Origin of the sequence: Deinococcus planocerae (assembly GCF_002869765.1) — a bacterium.
Classification (GTDB): Bacteria; Deinococcota; Deinococci; order Deinococcales; family Deinococcaceae; genus Deinococcus; species Deinococcus planocerae.
On the sequence record NZ_PNOR01000001.1, the window covers coordinates 24347 to 41666 of the forward strand.

19 protein-coding genes are annotated in these 17320 nt (G+C 66.8%); 15 read left to right on the forward strand and 4 right to left on the reverse strand.

Annotated features, from left to right (window positions below; translation table 11 throughout):
- Nucleotides 1-169: 169 nt before the first annotated feature.
- Entirely contained in the window at nucleotides 170-673 is a 504-nt protein-coding gene (locus A7B18_RS00105; protein ID WP_102124644.1) for a Na+/H+ antiporter subunit E, read from the reverse strand.
- A 444-nt stretch (nucleotides 674-1117) separates the two neighbouring features.
- Nucleotides 1118-1573 carry a nucleotidyl transferase AbiEii/AbiGii toxin family protein gene (locus A7B18_RS00110; protein WP_102124645.1) on the reverse strand — a complete coding sequence of 152 codons (456 nt, stop codon included), beginning with the start codon at nucleotides 1571-1573 and terminating at the stop codon, nucleotides 1118-1120.
- A 96-nt stretch (nucleotides 1574-1669) separates the two neighbouring features.
- Here A7B18_RS00110 and A7B18_RS00115 point away from each other — a divergent pair, with 96 nt between their 5' ends.
- The 4 genes from A7B18_RS00115 to A7B18_RS00130 all read left to right on the forward strand — a co-directional run bounded on the left by A7B18_RS00115 (nucleotide 1670) and on the right by A7B18_RS00130 (nucleotide 6192).
- Nucleotides 1670-2203 carry a M48 family metallopeptidase gene (locus A7B18_RS00115; protein ID WP_245872666.1) on the forward strand — a complete coding sequence of 178 codons (534 nt, stop codon included), beginning with the start codon at nucleotides 1670-1672 and terminating at the stop codon, nucleotides 2201-2203.
- A gap of 543 nt (nucleotides 2204-2746) precedes the next feature.
- Nucleotides 2747-3559, forward strand: coding sequence for a response regulator transcription factor (locus A7B18_RS22325; protein ID WP_102124647.1), 813 nt, complete (start codon nucleotides 2747-2749; stop codon nucleotides 3557-3559).
- 466 nt (nucleotides 3560-4025) lie between these two features.
- On the forward strand, nucleotides 4026-4730 hold the full coding sequence (locus A7B18_RS22330) for a sensor histidine kinase (RefSeq protein ID WP_281260130.1): 705 nt from the start codon (nucleotides 4026-4028) through the stop codon (nucleotides 4728-4730).
- Between the two features lie 1009 nt (nucleotides 4731-5739).
- Entirely contained in the window at nucleotides 5740-6192 is a 453-nt protein-coding gene (locus tag A7B18_RS00130; RefSeq protein ID WP_102124649.1) for a hypothetical protein, read from the forward strand.
- A 118-nt stretch (nucleotides 6193-6310) separates the two neighbouring features.
- On the opposite strand, the gene A7B18_RS21135 is transcribed toward A7B18_RS00130, so the two are convergent.
- Entirely contained in the window at nucleotides 6311-6997 is a 687-nt protein-coding gene (locus A7B18_RS21135) for a hypothetical protein (RefSeq protein WP_146009391.1), read from the reverse strand.
- An 81-nt stretch (nucleotides 6998-7078) separates the two neighbouring features.
- Nucleotides 7079-7624: a transposase family protein gene (locus A7B18_RS23015; RefSeq protein ID WP_425430312.1), complete on the reverse strand. Its 546-nt coding sequence runs from the start codon at nucleotides 7622-7624 to the stop codon at nucleotides 7079-7081.
- A gap of 680 nt (nucleotides 7625-8304) precedes the next feature.
- Here A7B18_RS23015 and A7B18_RS21690 point away from each other — a divergent pair.
- From A7B18_RS21690 to A7B18_RS00175, 11 genes are all read left to right on the forward strand, one after another.
- Complete coding sequence (locus A7B18_RS21690) at nucleotides 8305-8478, forward strand: hypothetical protein (RefSeq protein WP_180969932.1); 174 nt, start codon at nucleotides 8305-8307, stop codon at nucleotides 8476-8478.
- 61 nt (nucleotides 8479-8539) lie between these two features.
- Nucleotides 8540-8689, forward strand: coding sequence for a hypothetical protein (locus A7B18_RS21695; protein ID WP_180969933.1), 150 nt, complete (start codon nucleotides 8540-8542; stop codon nucleotides 8687-8689).
- An 87-nt stretch (nucleotides 8690-8776) separates the two neighbouring features.
- Nucleotides 8777-9907, forward strand: coding sequence for a zinc metalloprotease (locus A7B18_RS00135; RefSeq protein ID WP_102124650.1), 1131 nt, complete (start codon nucleotides 8777-8779; stop codon nucleotides 9905-9907).
- Entirely contained in the window at nucleotides 9904-10839 is a 936-nt protein-coding gene (locus A7B18_RS00140; RefSeq protein WP_102124651.1) for a HesA/MoeB/ThiF family protein, read from the forward strand. The genes A7B18_RS00135 and A7B18_RS00140 overlap by 4 nt, the downstream gene beginning before the upstream one ends.
- 12 nt (nucleotides 10840-10851) lie before the next feature.
- Nucleotides 10852-11223 (forward strand): hypothetical protein, encoded by a 372-nt coding sequence (locus tag A7B18_RS00145; protein ID WP_146009392.1) that lies wholly within the window; start codon nucleotides 10852-10854, stop codon nucleotides 11221-11223.
- The gene (locus A7B18_RS00150) at nucleotides 11220-11783 is read left to right on the forward strand and encodes a hypothetical protein (RefSeq protein WP_102124653.1); all 564 of its coding nucleotides are present in this window, start codon (nucleotides 11220-11222) and stop codon (nucleotides 11781-11783) included. Before A7B18_RS00145 ends, A7B18_RS00150 begins: the two co-directional genes overlap by 4 nt.
- Nucleotides 11780-13066: an efflux RND transporter periplasmic adaptor subunit gene (locus A7B18_RS00155; protein ID WP_102124654.1), complete on the forward strand. Its 1287-nt coding sequence runs from the start codon at nucleotides 11780-11782 to the stop codon at nucleotides 13064-13066. Before A7B18_RS00150 ends, A7B18_RS00155 begins: the two co-directional genes overlap by 4 nt.
- The gene (locus tag A7B18_RS00160) at nucleotides 13056-13826 is read left to right on the forward strand and encodes an ABC transporter ATP-binding protein (protein ID WP_219722059.1); all 771 of its coding nucleotides are present in this window, start codon (nucleotides 13056-13058) and stop codon (nucleotides 13824-13826) included. Before A7B18_RS00155 ends, A7B18_RS00160 begins: the two co-directional genes overlap by 11 nt.
- The gene (locus A7B18_RS00165) at nucleotides 13823-15046 is read left to right on the forward strand and encodes an ABC transporter permease (RefSeq protein WP_102124656.1); all 1224 of its coding nucleotides are present in this window, start codon (nucleotides 13823-13825) and stop codon (nucleotides 15044-15046) included. The genes A7B18_RS00160 and A7B18_RS00165 overlap by 4 nt, the downstream gene beginning before the upstream one ends.
- Nucleotides 15047-15132: 86 nt before the next feature.
- Nucleotides 15133-15954 carry an ATP-binding cassette domain-containing protein gene (locus tag A7B18_RS00170; RefSeq protein WP_102124657.1) on the forward strand — a complete coding sequence of 274 codons (822 nt, stop codon included), beginning with the start codon at nucleotides 15133-15135 and terminating at the stop codon, nucleotides 15952-15954.
- 13 nt (nucleotides 15955-15967) lie between these two features.
- Nucleotides 15968-17188 carry an ABC transporter permease subunit gene (locus tag A7B18_RS00175; RefSeq protein WP_102124658.1) on the forward strand — a complete coding sequence of 407 codons (1221 nt, stop codon included), beginning with the start codon at nucleotides 15968-15970 and terminating at the stop codon, nucleotides 17186-17188.
- Nucleotides 17189-17320 lie beyond the last annotated feature (132 nt).

A 17320-nucleotide genomic window follows, 5' to 3' on the forward strand; every position in this document is an offset into this window, starting at 1 on the left:
CCGTTCGGCGGAAAGGTCCGGGGTGCGGGGAAAACGTCAAGGTGGGCGGCATGGGCCGCCCTGAACTCGGGATGGTCTGAAATTCGCAGGCCACAGCGGACGGAGGCGAGTTCCCTCAGGACAGATGATCTGGCTCCGTGCTGGCGAAACCCTGCCCTCGGGGGTTACCCTACGCTGACGCCCTGGTCAGGCGGTGTGTCGGCAGGTCGAGGACGCGCAGCAGGCGGTCTTCCACCGCTAGGATGGCCTCGTGGGCGGCCCCCACGTTCGGCGTGCCGATGGCGTGCGCGTAGAGGACGCGGCGGTCCGCGCTGAAGCCCATCGCCACGGTGCCCGGCATCAGGGTGATCACGGCGGTGAGCATCGTCAGGGGGCCGTCGCCCCGCACCCGCAGCGGCACCGCCACGATCATGGGGCGCAGCGGGGGACGGGGCCGCAGGGCGAAGAGGGCCACCTGCACGTTCGCCACGGTGAGTTCGCGCAGGAAAAACCCCAGGAAGCCGAGCCCGGCCCCGACCCGGCGCACGTAGCCCCCGGTGCCCAGCGCGCGGGGAAAGAGCGCCAGGAGGGCAAAGCCCAGCCCGGCGCCGACGACGAGTTCGCGCAGGCTCACCTCCCCCGCGAACAGGGCCCACACCACCGCCAGCAGCACGTTGAACGCCAGTCCCTTCATCTGCAAACCCTCTTCACGTGAGAAGCTGCGCACCCTTTCCCACTCGCCTTTCGCGCCACAAATTCCCTGGCACCGCGGACGTCTCCCCGTGGGAGCTCCTGAAGGAAGGCCGTGGAAGTCGGTAGGTCAGGGGACTTCCCCATCTGAGGCGCTGCCGAGGAAGTCGAGGAGGCCGGACTATCTGCAAGGCGGCCTGGGTCTAAACGTTTCATGGCTGGGCCTCCACGGCTGAAGCCGCCCTGCGGGAATGGAAAAGGAGGAGCCTGTCAGCAGACTCCTCCAGTTCGGCGTATGGCCGCCGGGGCCCGTCACATCGACGGGATTGTGAGGTCAGTGTACATGAGGAGGGGGCAGAGAGACGGCGTCATTGGCAACGAGGCCAGGTCTGCCGTTCAGGAGGGGTGCCCTGGGTGCCGGCCATCTCAAAAGCGTCTGAAATTTCGTTCACCCCGGTGAGGACGACGGATTCAACGGGAACGTCTTCCCCGAGGACAGCGCCCGTACCCCGGGACGGTCGTACACCTCTGGCGGCCCGAGCACCCATCCACTGTGGGAACGAGGACCAAGGCCGGCTGAAATCGAACTCCACGCCGCACCTCGCCGAGTCCGCATGACACCATGAACTTCCGGGCCCCCCAGGGTGCCGCGTTCCGGGGGTTGCACCACGAAGCGGAAGTGGTCGTCCAGGTCCGCCTCGGCGGCCTCCTGCAAGGTGTCGAGGAGTTCGGTGTCGCCAGAAGCGTGAAAGTCCAGGTCCTTGGTCGCCCGGGCCCGGCCGCCCAGGCGCAATTCGAGGGCGTACCCGCCCTTGAGCACCCAGGTGTCCCCCACCACGCTGAATAGGCGGGCCAGGAAGCGCTCGTAGGCGAGGCGGCGCTGGAGCCGGGCGAGGGTCTTCACCCATCCCGGCCTGCTCGCGCAGGCGGTCGCCCAGGGCCCGGCGGAAGTCGCGGGCGGTCTTGTACCTCACCGGGCCTCCAGGGCGGCCAGCAGCCGTTGCCGAGCGGCGGGGTCGAGGGCGGGGTCCCGGAGGCGCTCCTCGAGTTCGTCCGGGGCTTCATTGTCTTCAACGCGGGGGTGAAGAAGGCCGCCCGCTACCAGCAGTACTTCGCGGTGAAGGAGGCCGTGCGGGTGACGCGGGGGGAGCTGCTGGTGACGGTGCGGACGCCGGACCGGACGGCACGGGTCCTGAACGCCTGGCTGCGGGGGCGGGCACGGGCGGTCCTGGGCGAACGCCTGACCCGGTGTCTGGAGCAGGCGGCGCCCTTCGGCATCCGTCATGACGGGAGTTTCCAACTCCGCACCATGTGGACCCGCTGGGGAAGCTGCACCCGTGCCGGACGTCTGACCTTCAACCCCCTGCTGATTCAGGCGCCCGGGGACTGCATCGACTACGTCCTGCTGCACGAACTCTGCCACACCGCGGAATTCGGCCACTCGTCGGCGTATTACGCGCTGCTGGGCCGCATGCTTCCGGACTGGAAGTCTCGCCGTTCCCGCCTCAACCGCCTGGTGGAACTGGCGGGATAAGGAAAACCTCGGGTCGCCGCACGACACACGGCCAACGCATTTGCGGCGTGCGGACAGGCCGCTCCGGGCTCCGAGGCGGCCCGCTGGGTGGTGTTGGGGTTCTTCCCTCCTGGGGGTCGGGTGTCGTTCTTGAACCCGACAAGCAACCCATCACGGCCTTCCTGAGCAGGCACCCTCAGGTCGATCTCCTTCCGGCCTTCAAACCCCGAGTGCATCGTTTCAAGAAAGCTGTCTGCCGGATCTACCCCGCCTGCTGGAGCACGCGCGCGGAAGAAGGAGCAGCGGATGGCGTCTTCCGTGTTAAGGCTGCCTCGGGCCCGGCGCCCGTGAAGCAGGCGGGTGAAGGCCCGGAACACGGGCTCGAGGTCGGTGGTTTTACCGGTCATCTTTCCCCAGGCCAACCTGCCTTGGCCGAAGCCGTATGGTCTGGGGCTGCATCCCGAGGGCCAACCGGCCCCGTAAGCAATCCTTAGGAAAGGAGTAGCCACCTCTTCATTTCATAAAGGCTTAAACGGAGTTCATGAGGTCAACCAAGCATAAGTTGTGAGAATTCTGCTGTTGGAGGACGAGACCGACATTCGCCAGACGCTCGCCGCCAGCCTGCGGGAGGCACAGTTTGCGGTGGACGAGGTGGGGCGTGCCAGCGAGGCACGCAACATGGCGGAGATGTACCCCTACGAGGCGTTCGTGGTCGACGTGCGTCTGCCGGACGGGACCTCGGCGGGGTATGAGTTCGTGCGCTGGTTACGAGAGAACGCCATGCACGCACCGGTCCTCCTGCTCACCGCCCGGGACGCCGTCGAGGACCGGATCGCGGGGCTGGACGCCGGGGCGGACGACTACCTCGTGAAGCCCTTTCACGTGGGCGAGGTCCATGCCCGGCTGCGCGCCCTACTTCGCCGAGTTCGCGTGATTCCGACCAGCGCCTTTGTCCGCGGGGAATTGCGCGTGGACTGGACCACCCGAATCGTCTCGGTCGCGGGCTGTCCGGCCAACCTGACTGCCAAGGAGTACGGCATTCTGGAGCTGCTGGTCTCCCATCCCGGGCGCATCTTCACCCGGGAAGAGATCACCGACCGGGTATGGGACGAGAACTTCAGTGCCGCCACCAACATCGTGGACGTGTACGTCAAGAACCTGCGCAAGAAGCTCGGGGACTGGACCGTCGAAACCGTACGTGGCCTGGGCTACCGCTTCCCTCATGAGCCTGCGTGCTCGTCTGATTCTGCTGGCCACCCTGATGCTGGCGGCAGCGGTGGTGCTGGTGGTGACTCTGTCGGGAGTGGCCCTGACCCACCTGGGCCGCCTGGCCGTGCAAGACGAATTGGACCATCAGGCGGTCTTGCTGCTGAATGAGGCCAGCACGTCTATACGTCTGAATCCGGCCCTGGCACGTCTGCTCACGGTCGAGACGGGAGCGGCGGCCGGGCAGATCTATCAGGGCGACCGCCTGGTCTGGTCCGATGGTCCCTACGGAGACCGGGCACCCCAACCGCTCGATGCCCAGTTCTTTGCCGACCCACGGGCGGCGCGGACCTGCACCTGTGGGTCCTGGCATGTGGCGAGCCGCCGCGAGGGAGACTGGACCGTGCAGGTCGGCCGCCCGACGAAAGCACTCGACCTGACGGTGGGGCGGTACCTGGGCACGGCGAGCGGGATCGGCCTGCTGGTCGTGGTCACCTTCGGATTGCTACTGGCGGGCCTGACACGCCGGGCGATGTGGCCGCTGACGGCGCTCGCCGGGCGGATGCGGCACCTGGACACCTCCGCCCCCGTGCCCCACCAGCATGAGTTCGGAGAAGTAGGCGTGCTGGCCCGCGCCATGCACCACAGTCTGACGGAGTTGCGCACCGTGCGGGAACTGGAAGCCCGGTTTCTGGCCGACGCGTCGCACGAGTTGCGCACGCCCGTCACCGCCCTGATGACGGTGCTGGAACACGCCCTGGACCGCCCCCGCTCCCCGCAGGAGCAGCACGAGGCCCTGGAGCGCGCCCTGCGCAACGCGCGCCACCTGCGGCAGCTCACCACCGACCTGCTTACGCTCTCGCGTGCCCGCTTCGCTCCCACGCGCCTGGACCTCGACCTGCTGGTGCTGGCCAACGAGGTCGTCGACCGCCTGATGCCGCTCGCCGTCCAGAAGGACCTGCAAGTCGAGGTCGACGGCACCCCAGCCCCCCTTCAGGGAGACCCCGTGCTGGTGACGCGCCTGATCGAGAATCTGCTCAGCAATGCCGTCAAATTCACCGATGCCGGGGGGGTGCGCGTCTACGTGCACCCCGTGGGCGATGAGGTCGAGGTGACGGTCGAAGACGATGGCGTCGGCATCACCCCCGAACAGGTCACTCAGTTGCAAGAACCCTTCCAGCGTGGGGGAGATCAGCGGCGCGAGGGCTTCGGCCTGGGACTGGCGGTGGTGCGCAGCGTCGCCGAGGCGCACGGTGGCCGGGTCGAACTGGAACGCCGGACGGAGGGCGGGACACGCGCGACCGTGCGCCTCGCGCGCAGACCCCCCAACCTGTTCGGCTGATCGCACAAGCCTCACCGCGGCGTCAGGTCAGCGACAGGACCACCCTCCTCCCGATTCGGCGGTGGATTCAGCTCGGGGTCGTCTGGGAGGCTTACCAAGAAACTGCCGGATCGAACAGGTCAGAGACCGCTCGATCCGGCAACTGCGATAGTATGAAGCTTTGAATCTTGAGGTGGTTCAATTCGAGGTAATATTTAAAACGTGCTCTTGAAAAGAGATGGTTGGATTGGTTATGAACCAGTCATCCGGCCTTGTTCAGGAGGATGGGAAGCGGATCGTAGGGCCCGGGAATGGGATCACAGGCGTACCAGGTGTTCATCGGACAGACGATAGGCCCGGGAAAGGGGCGAAGGGGGGGGACCGTTGCCGCCGTGGCCGACTGTGTAATGAGCACACCTCCTGTCGCCAGTGCCGCCAGCGAGTACATAACTTTTTTGACAACGCTCTTTCTACTCATACCCATCAACTCCTTTCGCTTTCGCTTGGCACATTAGTAGACCGGCTGTATGAACCAGACGTGGAGTCAGATGGAATGAGGATGAAAGCAGAGAACCCGGCGTAGGACCACACGTTTCACTTTTCTTCCATGTTGGCGACCAATATTGAGCCGAGGACATGAGGCACGAAAGAGGTGAACCGTATGACCCCAGCCGCTTTCCTTCCGATTCTGACAACCTCACTCCGCCGGGCTGCCGAGCGGTGACCGACCAGAAGCCGGACCCTCCTGCCCGAACAACTGCGTCCGCGAGGACCCGGCCAGGGTTCCCAGCAGCCTCTGGACGACGTGGGCGTCCGGATCGGCGGGGTGAAGCCGGGGCGGTGGAGGGCCGTGGATGAGCGGGCAGCCGTCGTTGCCCTCCTTGGGGGAAACCGCGCTGCCGGGGCCGCCAAGTCCTTGTTTGCCCGCTTTCCGGGAGAACAGCACGTCCCAGACGGCAGCCACCCATAACGTGCTGGAAGTCAAACCTGGGGCCGCACCTCACCACGACTTGTCTCAAGGGAGAAGGAGATGACTTACACGCCCAACCGTCCCGCTCCACTCACCGTTCGCCGCGGCATAGTTCTGCTCGCCGCAACCGGACTCGTCTTGAATGTCCTGACGGCCCCACTCCCGTTTGAAGGCGCCTCGGCCGTCCTCGCGCTTCTGGGTGACCTGCTCCTGCTGACCGGCGGCCTCGCACTGCTGTTTCCACGGCTGTTGGGCTGGCCCAGCGTCCTGAGCAAACACATCGCGCGGCAGGACACCCGCTTCCTCAAGGCTCAAATTATCTCCTACCGAATTGTATCGGGGCTGATCATCACCGCGGCCTTCCTGCTCTGGAACTTCTCACACGACGATCTGCCGGCGTGGGTGGCCAACCCTCGCCTGAAGCTGATTGGGTTGATTGCGGCGTTGCTGCTGGGGCTGGGTCTGCCAAACGCGGTTGTGCTCTGGCAGCGTGATTCGGCCGCCCGGGCCTGACGATTCTGGCAACCTGACCCGGACGGGATCGACCTCTGTGGCAGGCGGTCTGGACGGAGCTACACAGATACTGGTGACGAAGTCGAATCTGCCTGCGGGGAGCGGCCAGGAACACGCTCTATTGCCCTGGTTGTCCCGCCGGAAGATGGCGATGTCCCAGTATCGAATCGTGTCGTAGCCCCTCATCGGCATCGCCGCCTGGGGTCGGGCGTGAGGCATCCCGTCGGCCCGTCACGCCATGCTGTCGGCGGAGGTCAGCGACATAGTACCGAACCACCGAGGCGCTGCCCGTGAAGCCCTGCGCGCACACCTCCTCCCAGAACCGCCCGGCATGGCGCTGGCCCGCGCCCGGCTGTTCGACCAGGTAGGTTGTTTCATAGACGGCGGTAGCTTGGCCTCGCGGGCGTCGTCCTCGTTCAAGGCAGCGGCCGAGCCGGGCATACTTCTTGACGGTGTTGCGGCTGAGATCGAGCGCGAGGGCGACGCTGCGGGAACTCCGGCCTTGGGCTCGCGGGGCGTGGATGCGGTCAAATGGGGCCTGTTTGTGAGCGCTGAAGTCAGGCCCAGCAGGCGTCGGGTTGATCGCGGGCGAATCGAGTGCTTCTGCACTTGACTCGCCCGCCTCTGGAAGTGGCTCGACGAAGACGGCCTTGAGGTCTTCGCTGTGTCCCGGCAGCCCCGGCAGCATGGCCTCACCCGGGTGCTTCAACAGATGCCAGCGGTCCGCCACCCGCATGGCTTCAGGCGCACCTTGCCAGATGCCGTCGGCGTCCATCCCCGCACGATCCCGGGTCACGATCTGCACGCCCGGGTCGGCGTACAACCAGGCGGCCACCGTCCTCGGCTTCCGGTCGGGCAGCGGGTCGACACCCGCCCCAACTCCTGGTCAACGGGGATGGTGCCGTAGGTCTGCCCCTGGCGGTACGCCCGGTCGTCGGTGCCCAGCACCCGCACCGACGCGCCCGGATGTGGAGACCCACGACGAACGAGTGTCAGCAGCGCCTCGCGACCGACCACCAGCGAGCGCCAGTTCTATGCCACGCAGAGCCTCGGCCAGGCGGGAGGTTCGACGGGCAGAGGGCACGGCCAGGGTCTCGAAACGCTCGGCGAAGATGCGTTGCCAGGGACAGGGGCAACGACGAACGCACAGCCGCCACACGACGCGCCACCCACCCCACGGGAGGTCAGCGAGAGTCCGGGTGGAGGTGCTGCGTGTCCTACCTGCGGGCGTGTCACACTGCGGGCAGTGCGGAGTGGGCGTGGTGTTGTGCACCTTGACGACGATCAGGCCGCTTTCTCGTCGGCGACGATGTGCTCGAGGTGCAACCCGTCGAGGGTGAGCAGGGCGCGTGGGGCGAGGTCCATCCTTTCTCTTCGGCACCAGGCAGAGGGTCGCACCGAGATGGCGCCAGAACCATCTCTTCGGCGCCATCGACCGCAGTCAAGGTTTTGCGCGAACGCCGGCTCAGACGACGTTCATGGCCTGAACGGCTGTTTCCGGGCAGATGTGGTGAGAACGCGGGAAGGGTGGTGGTCCGGCTACCAGTCGGACACCGCTCGGCAGCCCGGCGCAGTGACAGAACTCAGAAGTTGCACCTGAACAACGGAGAGGGACGACATCCTGCCGCGCGACTCCTGGAATCTCCTTTAACCCGGGTCGCCGAGTGGCCGACATGGACGGGGGCTCGAAACACGGCCTCCCGGCACGACCTTTCCTGGGACTTCAAGGGGTCGGCCAGAGACTGAACCCGGCTCCCCTCTGAAACTCTCCACGCGTGCCGCCGGCATTTTTCAGCTCTGGGTAGCCCTTTTCCCCACGAGGCGAGGTGCACTTCCTGAGCAGAACCCACCGGTCGTAGGTTTTCATCTTGTTTCCATCTGGGGAGACTAATTTTTATTCAGAAGTCAAAAGCAGTTAGAAGCTAGACCGTCTTACAGTGTACCACACTGGTTGACGCCAGTGAACTAGAAGATGGGCTTCCTCCTCGCCCTTATTACGAGGGGAATAGTCAGACATTTAACATCTGATGACGCAGCCCGTTTTCGGCGTTCTCTTGCAAGAGGGTTTGCCTTTTTAACATGTTATGCAATGACTTTCAAGGAGGTGAAATTATGATTGCAACCCTGACGGATATGAGGGAAGTGGAGCCCATCGCGATGGTTGATCAGAACGAACTCGAGTTCGATCAACTGCAGGAAATCAACGTGGCTTCTGTGGAAGCTCAGGCCGGCGTGGCCGCCTTCGTCGTCGGCTTCGCAGTGGCGGTGCTCGTCTGCACCTCCTGATCTGGAGAAGTGCCCTGTCAGCACGGCGCCCACACCGTTGGAACGCCCAAAGGAGGACCTCATGGTGACGCCCCTCAACAACCCGCAGGAATACGATCTCGAACTGGTCGAACTCGAGCCCATCGAGACACCCGACGGCTGGGACATCGCGGAACACGTCATCCTTGGTGCCGCCGCCGGCATCGGGCTGGCGATCGCCCTCGGCTGCTGATCCACCGTCCCCTGACCGTGGAGAGATGGGGATGCGGTGTCGTCCCCATCTCTGCGCCGGAGGAACCTTCGCGATGACGTCACGCTCATGACCGACAGCTGGGACCGCCACCTCGTCATCGGCGAGGAGATTACCCCCAACAAAGTGGCCGTGCGGGTCGACGACCGCTTCTTCACGGTCAGCCGCACGGTCGCCACCCAGTTCCAGGCGCTAGTTGACGGCCGCGTTACCACCGAACAGGACGCCACTGTTCAGGCGCTCCACGCACGTTTTTCGCTCGGGCAGGCACGCATCCTCAGCGATAACCTGAGGTCATTTCTCGTCCCGGTCGCGCCGACCCAGCAGCTCTTTCAACAGATCCGACGTGGTTTCGTCAAATTGCCCCTGTACACGCCGGGGGACCATTTCGTGAGACAACTCAGGGGCCGCGTGATCACCCCGCTCAGCACGCTCCTGTTCGCCCTGATGAGTACAGCCACCCTGGTGATTTGCGCGGCCAAAGCCCCTCACCTTCCCATGGCCACGTCCCTCAACCAGTTTCCCCTGCCGACGTTGATCGCCGTGTGGGCACTTCTGACCGTCACGACCTTCATCCACGAATTCGGCCATGCGGTTATCGCGGCCCACTACGGCATCCAACCCCGCAGCATGGGCGTCGCCCTGTTCCTGCTCCAGCCTGCCGGCTACGTCGATGTCAGCAACGGCTGGCTCAGCAGCCGCCACCACCGCATCATGGTGGCCCTGGGCGGCTTCATCTTCCAGATGATTCCTCTGTTCATCGCCAGCGTGGCCTGGCTGGTGACCGACCAGGCCCTCCTCGGCCTCTACTGCCTGTCCAGCATCGGGATCATGGTCCTGAACACGGTTCCGCTGGTCCGCACGGACGGGTACTGGATCCTGGCGAACTTCATCAACGAACCCAACCTCCTCCAGCAGGTCACCAGAGCGGGACTGGGTGTCCTGCGCGCGCCCGGCAGCTACCTCACCCTGGGCGTGAAACCGCAGATTTACGCGGTGACCGGCCTGGCCTCCATCGTCTACACCCTGGGCATGTACCTGCTCGGATTCGGCCTGCTGGTCTCCCGGCTTCCTATGACCGCACAACGTTTCGCACTCCCCGTGAGCGCCGCCGCGCTGCTGATCCACGCGGCTTCCCAGGGCCTGCGCCGCCTTCCCCGCCGGCGTCCGGCCCTGCGCAGGGAAAGAGGGACCCTATGATCGCCAAGCGTTACGTCAACCCCTTCAAGTACCGGGCGCGATACGACAGCAGGCTGATGCTCGGCTCTCCCCACAGCAACGTCAGCCTGCCGTACCGCCGGGAGCTGGAATTCATCATCCGCGACCGAGAGGTCAGCGAACAGACTCTCAACCGGCTGAGCGATCAAGAACGCCATGTGCTGGAGCGAGAAAGGGTCCTGATCGACTGGGTGCCCCGCAACGATCACCTGCTGGACCGGCAACTGGGGTTCTTCTCGCTGTGTGTGGACGAACCCCAGGACGTTCAGCAGCGCCTCTCCAACGCCACCGTGGCCATTCTCGGCCTGGGCGGGTTGGGTTCGCAGGCCGCCTATCTGCTGGCGACCGCCGGCGTCGGCAAGCTCGTCATCGTGGATTACGACGTGATCGAGCGCTCGAACCTGAACCGTCAGGTGCTCTACAACGAGGACAACCTGGGGCAGCTCAAGACGGACGCAGCCGAGGCCGCCTTGAAGCGGCTGAACCCGCACCTGGCCATCGAGAAGCACAACGCGCACCTGCTCTCCAAGAGCGTGATCCAGGACATCGTGCGGGGCGCCGACTTCGTGGTCCGTGCGGTCGATCAGCCGTTCCACGTGGCCTTTGAAGTCGACGACGCCTGCCGGGAGCTCGGCATCCCGCACCTGGGGGGCGGCTTCGCCGAGACCACCTGCGTCGCCGGACCGTTGTGCCTTCCGAACAGCACCCCCCTCCAGGCGACCATCGCCGGACACGACTTCGTGACCCCGGAATACTTCAAGGGTCCCATCATGGGCCCGCTGGCGTTCTGGCTGTCCTCTGTCATCGTCTCGGACGTGCTGCGCTACCTCACGCGCCTGGGCCAGCCGATGCTCGTCGGCCGGATCCTGGTGCTGGACTGGCTGAGCGGCAAGATGTTCGTGCAGGACGCCTGATCGGGGAGCCTGATGAAGCTCACTGCCATGCTGTACCTCGCGGGCACCCTGTGCGGAGCAGCGCTCGCCCTCATGGACGCGCTTCAGGTAAACCGCAACGGGGAAATCCTCGCCTACCTTCTCGTCCTGAGCGCCCTGTGCGCCGTGCCCACCCGCCAGGCCCGCGGATACGTCGTGAACGGGACCACCGGGCTGCTGCTCCATCTGGGGTTCGGCGTAGTCTTCTCGGTCGGCTACATCCTCCACAGCCTCCCGAACGTCTTTGTCAGCGCGGGCACCTGCCTGCTGGGCCTCGCCCTGCTCTGTACCGGCGTGGCTCTGGGCATCGGTGCCGTGAACTGGAGTCTGTGGGCACCGCACTACCAGCATCTGGAGGCCGTATGATCGCCACCACCGCCCCGACCCTGACGCGTTCCGCCGGACGCCCGCCGCTCGCCCTGGTGGTGATCGCCGGGGTGCTGCGCGGCCTCACGGGCGCCGTCGTGTTCTTCAACCTGTTCGAAAAAATGCCGCTGGGCGTGATCCCCTTCGTGTTCGCGCTGTTCGGGGGCATCCTCGGAAATTTCCTGTTCCTCGCGGTGGTGGGGCTGATCTACAGCCTGCTGACGGCCACCGGCACCCGCGCCTACACGCTCTACGCCCGCACCTTCATCATCGCCATTCCGCTGTACCTGCTGATCCTGCCCGCGTTGATCGTGTTGATGCCGCTGCTGCCCGCCGACGCCTCGTTCTCCAGCGTGCAGGGGGCGCAGCACGTCATCGCGGAACTCCGGACCAGCGTCGCCATGCAGGTGTACCGCTACGCGCAACTGACCATGTTCGCCGCACAGGTGATCTACCTCACCCGCCTCTTCCGGCCCTTCGCGCCCGGCGGGCGGGTCTGGATCGCCGCGAGCCTCTGCCTGGCCCTGTACGGCCTGCTGTTTTTCCTCGGCGTCATATGAGCCAACTGGAGATGCGGTCCGGCCTGGACGCCCTGGAAGCGCCCACGACCTCTCCACTGCCGGCACGGGGCGGGCGATCCGGGCGGGTGTGGCTGTGGGCGGCGTTCCTGGTGGTGATAGGTCTCGTCACGGTCACAGCGGTCGAAATGAAACTGCGCGCGCCGCTGCCACAGCGCATCGTGGTGCAGCCCGTCAGACAGGCGACCTTTGCCCAGCAGGTGCAGGGAACCGGGGTGGTCGAATCGCAGCTGATCAGCGTGACCTTCCCCACGCCCGGCCGCGTGAAGGCTGTCTATGTTCACGCCGGTCAGCGGGTCCGGCAGCAGCAGCCGCTGGCCGCCCTGGACAATGCCCTGCTGCCCTCCACCCTGGGCACCGCCCAAAACACCCTCGCCGACAGCGAGGTGCGTCTCCAGGCGGAACAGGCGCGGCATCAGGCGGCCCTGCAAGGTCTGCAATTGCAGGTCCACAAGGCCCTGTCGGACCTCGGCACCGCCCGCAGCCTGTACGCCGTCGGCGCGATTGCGCAGCAGGATCTGGTCACCGCCCAGGACGCGGTGCAGCAGGCGCGGCTGAACATCCAGCAGGAGGATGTGACGAACCGCTCCACCGTCGCGCAGCTGAGGCAGCAGCAGGCCGCCTCGGCTCAGCAATTGCGCGAGGCGCAGGTCGACGCGGCCGACGACCTGTTGCGCTCTCCCGTGGACGGCGTGATCGCCACGGTCGGTCTCACCCCGGGCGTGAACTCTGCCGCCACGCCGGTCGAGATCGTGAAGGACCACACCGCCAAGGTGCGGGTGGACCTGCCCGAGGCGTCCTCGGCGGGCGTCCGGGTGGGGGACGTGGTCCAGCTCGTCCTGTCCACCGATCAACAGGCACTGACCGGCGTGGTGGACCGCGTGGGCGTGGTGGCCACGGTCTCCACCAGCGGCAACGCGGTCGTCCCCGTGTACGTGCGCCTGCCCGGGGGGACGCCGCCCCTGCGCAGCGGCCTGTCGGTGGACGCCTCCATCACCACCCTCACCATCCCGCACGCGCTGACCGTGCCCCTCGAAGCCATCGTCGAGGACGATCCCCAGACCACCGCGACCCTCGGCAGCGCCGCGACCTGGGTCTGGGTGGTGACGCCCGCCTCCACCCTGCAAAAGCGGCGCGTCACCGTGCTCGCGCGCGACGTCAACGACGCCGCCGTGCAGGGCCTGCGGCCCGGGGAACGCATCGCCCGCACGCCCCAGGACGCCTTCCGGGACGGCCTCAGCGTGGCCGAAGACCATGCACCCTGACCGCTGGCTGGGACACGCATGGCCGGGCCCACCGGCCACGGCCCTCCGCCCGGCGGTCGCCCACGCCCTGGGCACGCCGCTTTTGGTGATGCGCGGGGTGAACAAGTGGTATCCCGGCCCCACCGCGCAGCCCGGGGACCGGGTGTGGGTGCTCCGGGACGTGCAGCTCCAGATTCACGCGGGCGAGCATGTGGCCGTCGTGGGTCCCAGCGGCTCCGGCAAATCCACCCTGATGCACCTGCTGGGTCTGCTGGACCGGCCCAGCGACGGCAGCTACCACTTCCGGCAGCACGACGTCGTGCAGATGGACGCCGCCCAGCTCGCGCAGGCCCGCAACGCCCACATCGGCTTCGTCTTCCAGACCTTTTACCTGATGCCCAAACTCACCGTGCTGGAAAACGTGATGCTGCCGCTGCGGCTGCGGGGTGTCCCCCTCGCGGCGCGCCAGGCTACCGCCCGGCGTTACCTGGAGCGGGTCGGCCTGCTGCCCTGGCAGCACCAGCGGCCCGCGCAGTTGTCCGGCGGTCAGAAGCAGCGGGTGGTGGTGGCCCGCGCCCTGACGCAGGAGTCCAGCCTGATCCTCGCCGACGAGCCCACGGGCAACCTGGACCGGCGGACCGGCCAGGGGGTGCTGGACCTGTTCGACGAACTGCGCGCCCAGGGCAAGACCCTGGTGATCGTGACCCATGACCCGGACGTCGCCGAGCGGGCCCAGCGCCGCTTCCTCGTCGAGGATGGGTACGTCGAGGCGGGCTCATGAACGGCCCCGGACTGCCGCCCGCCGACGCGATTCGGATGGCGTGGCAGGCCGTGTGGCAAAACCGCGCCCAGACGCTCCTGTCCGTGCTGGCGATGGGGCTCGGCACCTTTTCCATCGCCCTGATGCTGAACCTCAGCGAGCTGGCCGCGCGCGCCATCAGCAGCCAGTTCACCTCCACCATCGGCAACAGCGTCCTGGTTCAGCAGGACACCACCAACGTCGGCGAGTACAGCGTGAAACTGAACGACGACGACGTGCGCTCGCTGTCGGGGCTGTACGGCGTGACGGCCGTGCCGCGCATCGCCGAGCCGGTCGTGTACCAGACCCCGGGCAACCGCTCCATCCCCGTGACCCTCAACGGCTCGCCCGGCGACCTCCCCCGCCTCGACCGGACCGTCACGGTGCAGTCGGGCCGCTACTTCAGCGCCTTCGAGGCGGCGACCGGCGCGGCCGTGGGGGTGCTGAACGACCAGGCCGTGCGGGACCTGTTCGGCCGCCGCGACCCCCTGGGCAAGACCGTGCTGCTCCACTACCTGAACGGGGTGCGCGTGAACGTGGTCGTCGTGGGCGTCCTGCCGCCCGCGCCGGGCATCTTCCAGGCGCTCGGCAGCCCCCAGGTGCTGGTCCCCAACGCCCTGATCTGGCGGGTGTCGCCCACCACCCGGCGCGGCCAGTACGACGCCATCGAACTGCTCCTGACGCCCGAAGCGGTGGCGGACGACGTGGCCCAGCAGGTGCAGCGGCACCTGGACCTGCGCCACGGCCCCCACCGCTTCCGCGCCCAGTCCCTCAACGTCTTTCTGGAACTGATCGGGTCGGTGCGCAACCTGCTGGAGTTCGTGTTCGGTGCCCTGGGGGTGCTCTCCATCGTGGGCGGCAGCCTGGGCGTCATGAACGTCATGCTCTCGTCGGTCACCGAGCGCATGCAGGAAATCGGCCTCCTGATGGCCCTGGGCGGCACCGCCACCGACATCAACCGGCAGTTTCTGCTGGAGGCGTTCACCCAGTCCGCGCTGGGCAGCGTGCTGGGCGTCCTGAGCGCCAACGTGCTGGTGGCCCTGCTGGTGCTGATCGTCCCGGCCCTCGGTCCCTACCAGATCAACCCGCTCGCCACGGGCGTCTCCATCGGCATCACGCTCGTTTCCGGCCTGTTCTTCGGGGTGATGCCCGCCGCGAAGGCCGCCTCGCTCGACCCCATCACCTGCCTCCGACATGAGTAAGGCCCCGCCCCCACGTCCGGCCACGCTTCCGCAGAACCATCGACCCGTCCCGCTGGATTGCCGGAACCCTCCCAAGGAGAGAGCCCATGACCCTGACCGCCGCACCTTCCCTGTATTCTCCCGTGCTGCCGGGCGCGTCTGTCCACGCGGCGAGCAGCGCCGTCCTGGTGGAGGCGAGCGGCCTCACCAAGCGCTACTCGCGCCGGGTCGTGGCGGTGAGTGACATCAGCTTCCAGGCCCGCGCCGGGGAGATTTTTGGCCTGCTGGGTCCCAACGGGGCGGGCAAGACCACCACGCTGCGGATGCTCGCCACGCTGCTGCCCCCCACCGAGGGCACGGCCCTGGTCAACGGACACGACATCCGCCACGCCTCGGCGGCCGTGCGCCGTGACATCGGGGTGGTCAACGGCGGCATGGGGCTGTACGACCGGCTGACGGGCCGCGAGGTGCTGGAGTACTTCGCGTCCTTTTACGGGCTGGGCCGGGCCGACACGGCGCGCCGCATCACCGAGCTGGCCGACCAGCTTCAGATGGACGAGTTGCTCGACCGCCGCACCCGGCAGTACTCGACCGGGATGAAGCAGAAGATCGTGATTGCCCGCGCCGTCATCCACGAGCCCAGCGTCGTGATCCTGGACGAGGCCACGAACGGGCTCGACATCATGGCGCGCCGGGCCGTCCTCGACTTCGCGCGGGCCTTCCGGCGGGCGGGCAAGACGGTGCTGTACTCCACCCACGTCATGAGCGAGGCCGAGGAACTGTGCGACCGCGCGATCATCATCCACGAGGGCCGCATCAAGGCCGAGGGGACCATCGACTGCCTCAAGGCGCGGGTCAACGCGGCGAGCCTGGAGCAGGCTTTTTTCGACCTGGTGCGCGGCCCCAAGGCCAGCGTGTTCGGTTCGTGACGGGAGCCCCCCCATGCACTGGAATTACATCCTGAGAATCGTCGGCAAGGAACTGCGCTCGTCCCTGCGCGACCGCCGCACCCTGATGGCGAGCGTCTTTTTGCCGCTGGCCATGATTCCCCTGTTCCTGATCGGCTTTCCCCTGCTGATCCAGAACACCGCCCAGAGCACCGCGAACGAGCGCCAGGTCGTCGGCGTCCTGCACCTCGGGCGCCTGCCCGCCGCCCTGCGGTCGGCCCTGACCGCCGATACGGCCCAGGGCAAGGGCGTGCTGCTCGTGCCCACCAACGAGGGACTGGGCGCCGTGCGTGACGGTGACCTCGACGTGGTGATCGATCTGCCCGAAAACCTGCCGGCGGTGGCGGGCGGCGCGAGCGTGCCCATCAGGATCTACGCCAAGCTCTCCAACCAGAAGACGCGGCTCGTCGTGGGGAAGGTGACGGACGCCATCGAGGCCTACAACCGCACGCTGGTGACGGCCCGACTGCGCCAGGCCGGGCTGGGACCACAGACGCTGCAACCGGTGGTCGGGCAGCCGGTGAATGCCGCCACCCTGGCCGAGCAGCGCAGCGGCCCCTTCGCGTTCATGATTCCGTATCTCCTCACCCTGTGGCTGCTGACGGGCGGCCAGGCCCCGGCCATCGACGCGACCGCCGGGGAAAAGGAGCGCGGCACCCTGGAGGCGCTGCTCGTGACCCCCGTCTCACGCCTCGACGTGGTGATCGGCAAATTCATCGGCGTGATGATTTTCGCGGTGACGGCGAGCGTCTTCACCATCCTGGGGCTGGCCGTGGCGAGTGCGGTCGCGCGCCAGGTGCTCGGGCACGGCGAGGTGGCGCAGGCTTTCGGCGTGAACCTGGACCTGGGTCCCCAGGGAATGCTGGCCCTGAGCCTAGGCACCCTGTCGACCGCCGCGCTGCTCGCCAGCGTGCTGCTCGCCCTGGGCATTGTTGCCCGCTCGTTCCGCGAGGCACAGACCTACGTCGCGCCGCTGGCACTTCTGATCGCGGTGCCGGCCATCAGCCTCCAGTTCGCGGACTTTCTGACCCGCGACCCCAGCCTGTACGCGGTGCCGCTGGTCGGTTCGATGTTGGTGATCCTCGACATCGTGCGCGGTGCCTGGCAGGCCCAGGCCGTTGCCCTGGCCGTCCTCGCCAACGTGCTCACCGCCGCCCTGGTGGTCGTCCTCGCCTGGCTGAGCTTTCGCCGTGAGCGCGTGCTCTTCCGGAACTGACCAGGCCCGCTTTGCGGGTTCTTCCACTTCTGCTCGCCCTGAGTGCCGGTTCCCCGGGTGCTCAGGGCGAGGTTTCTCTTCCGGTCACACCGCTCCCAATCCTGAATGCAGCCCAGAGGAACGCGAGCACGA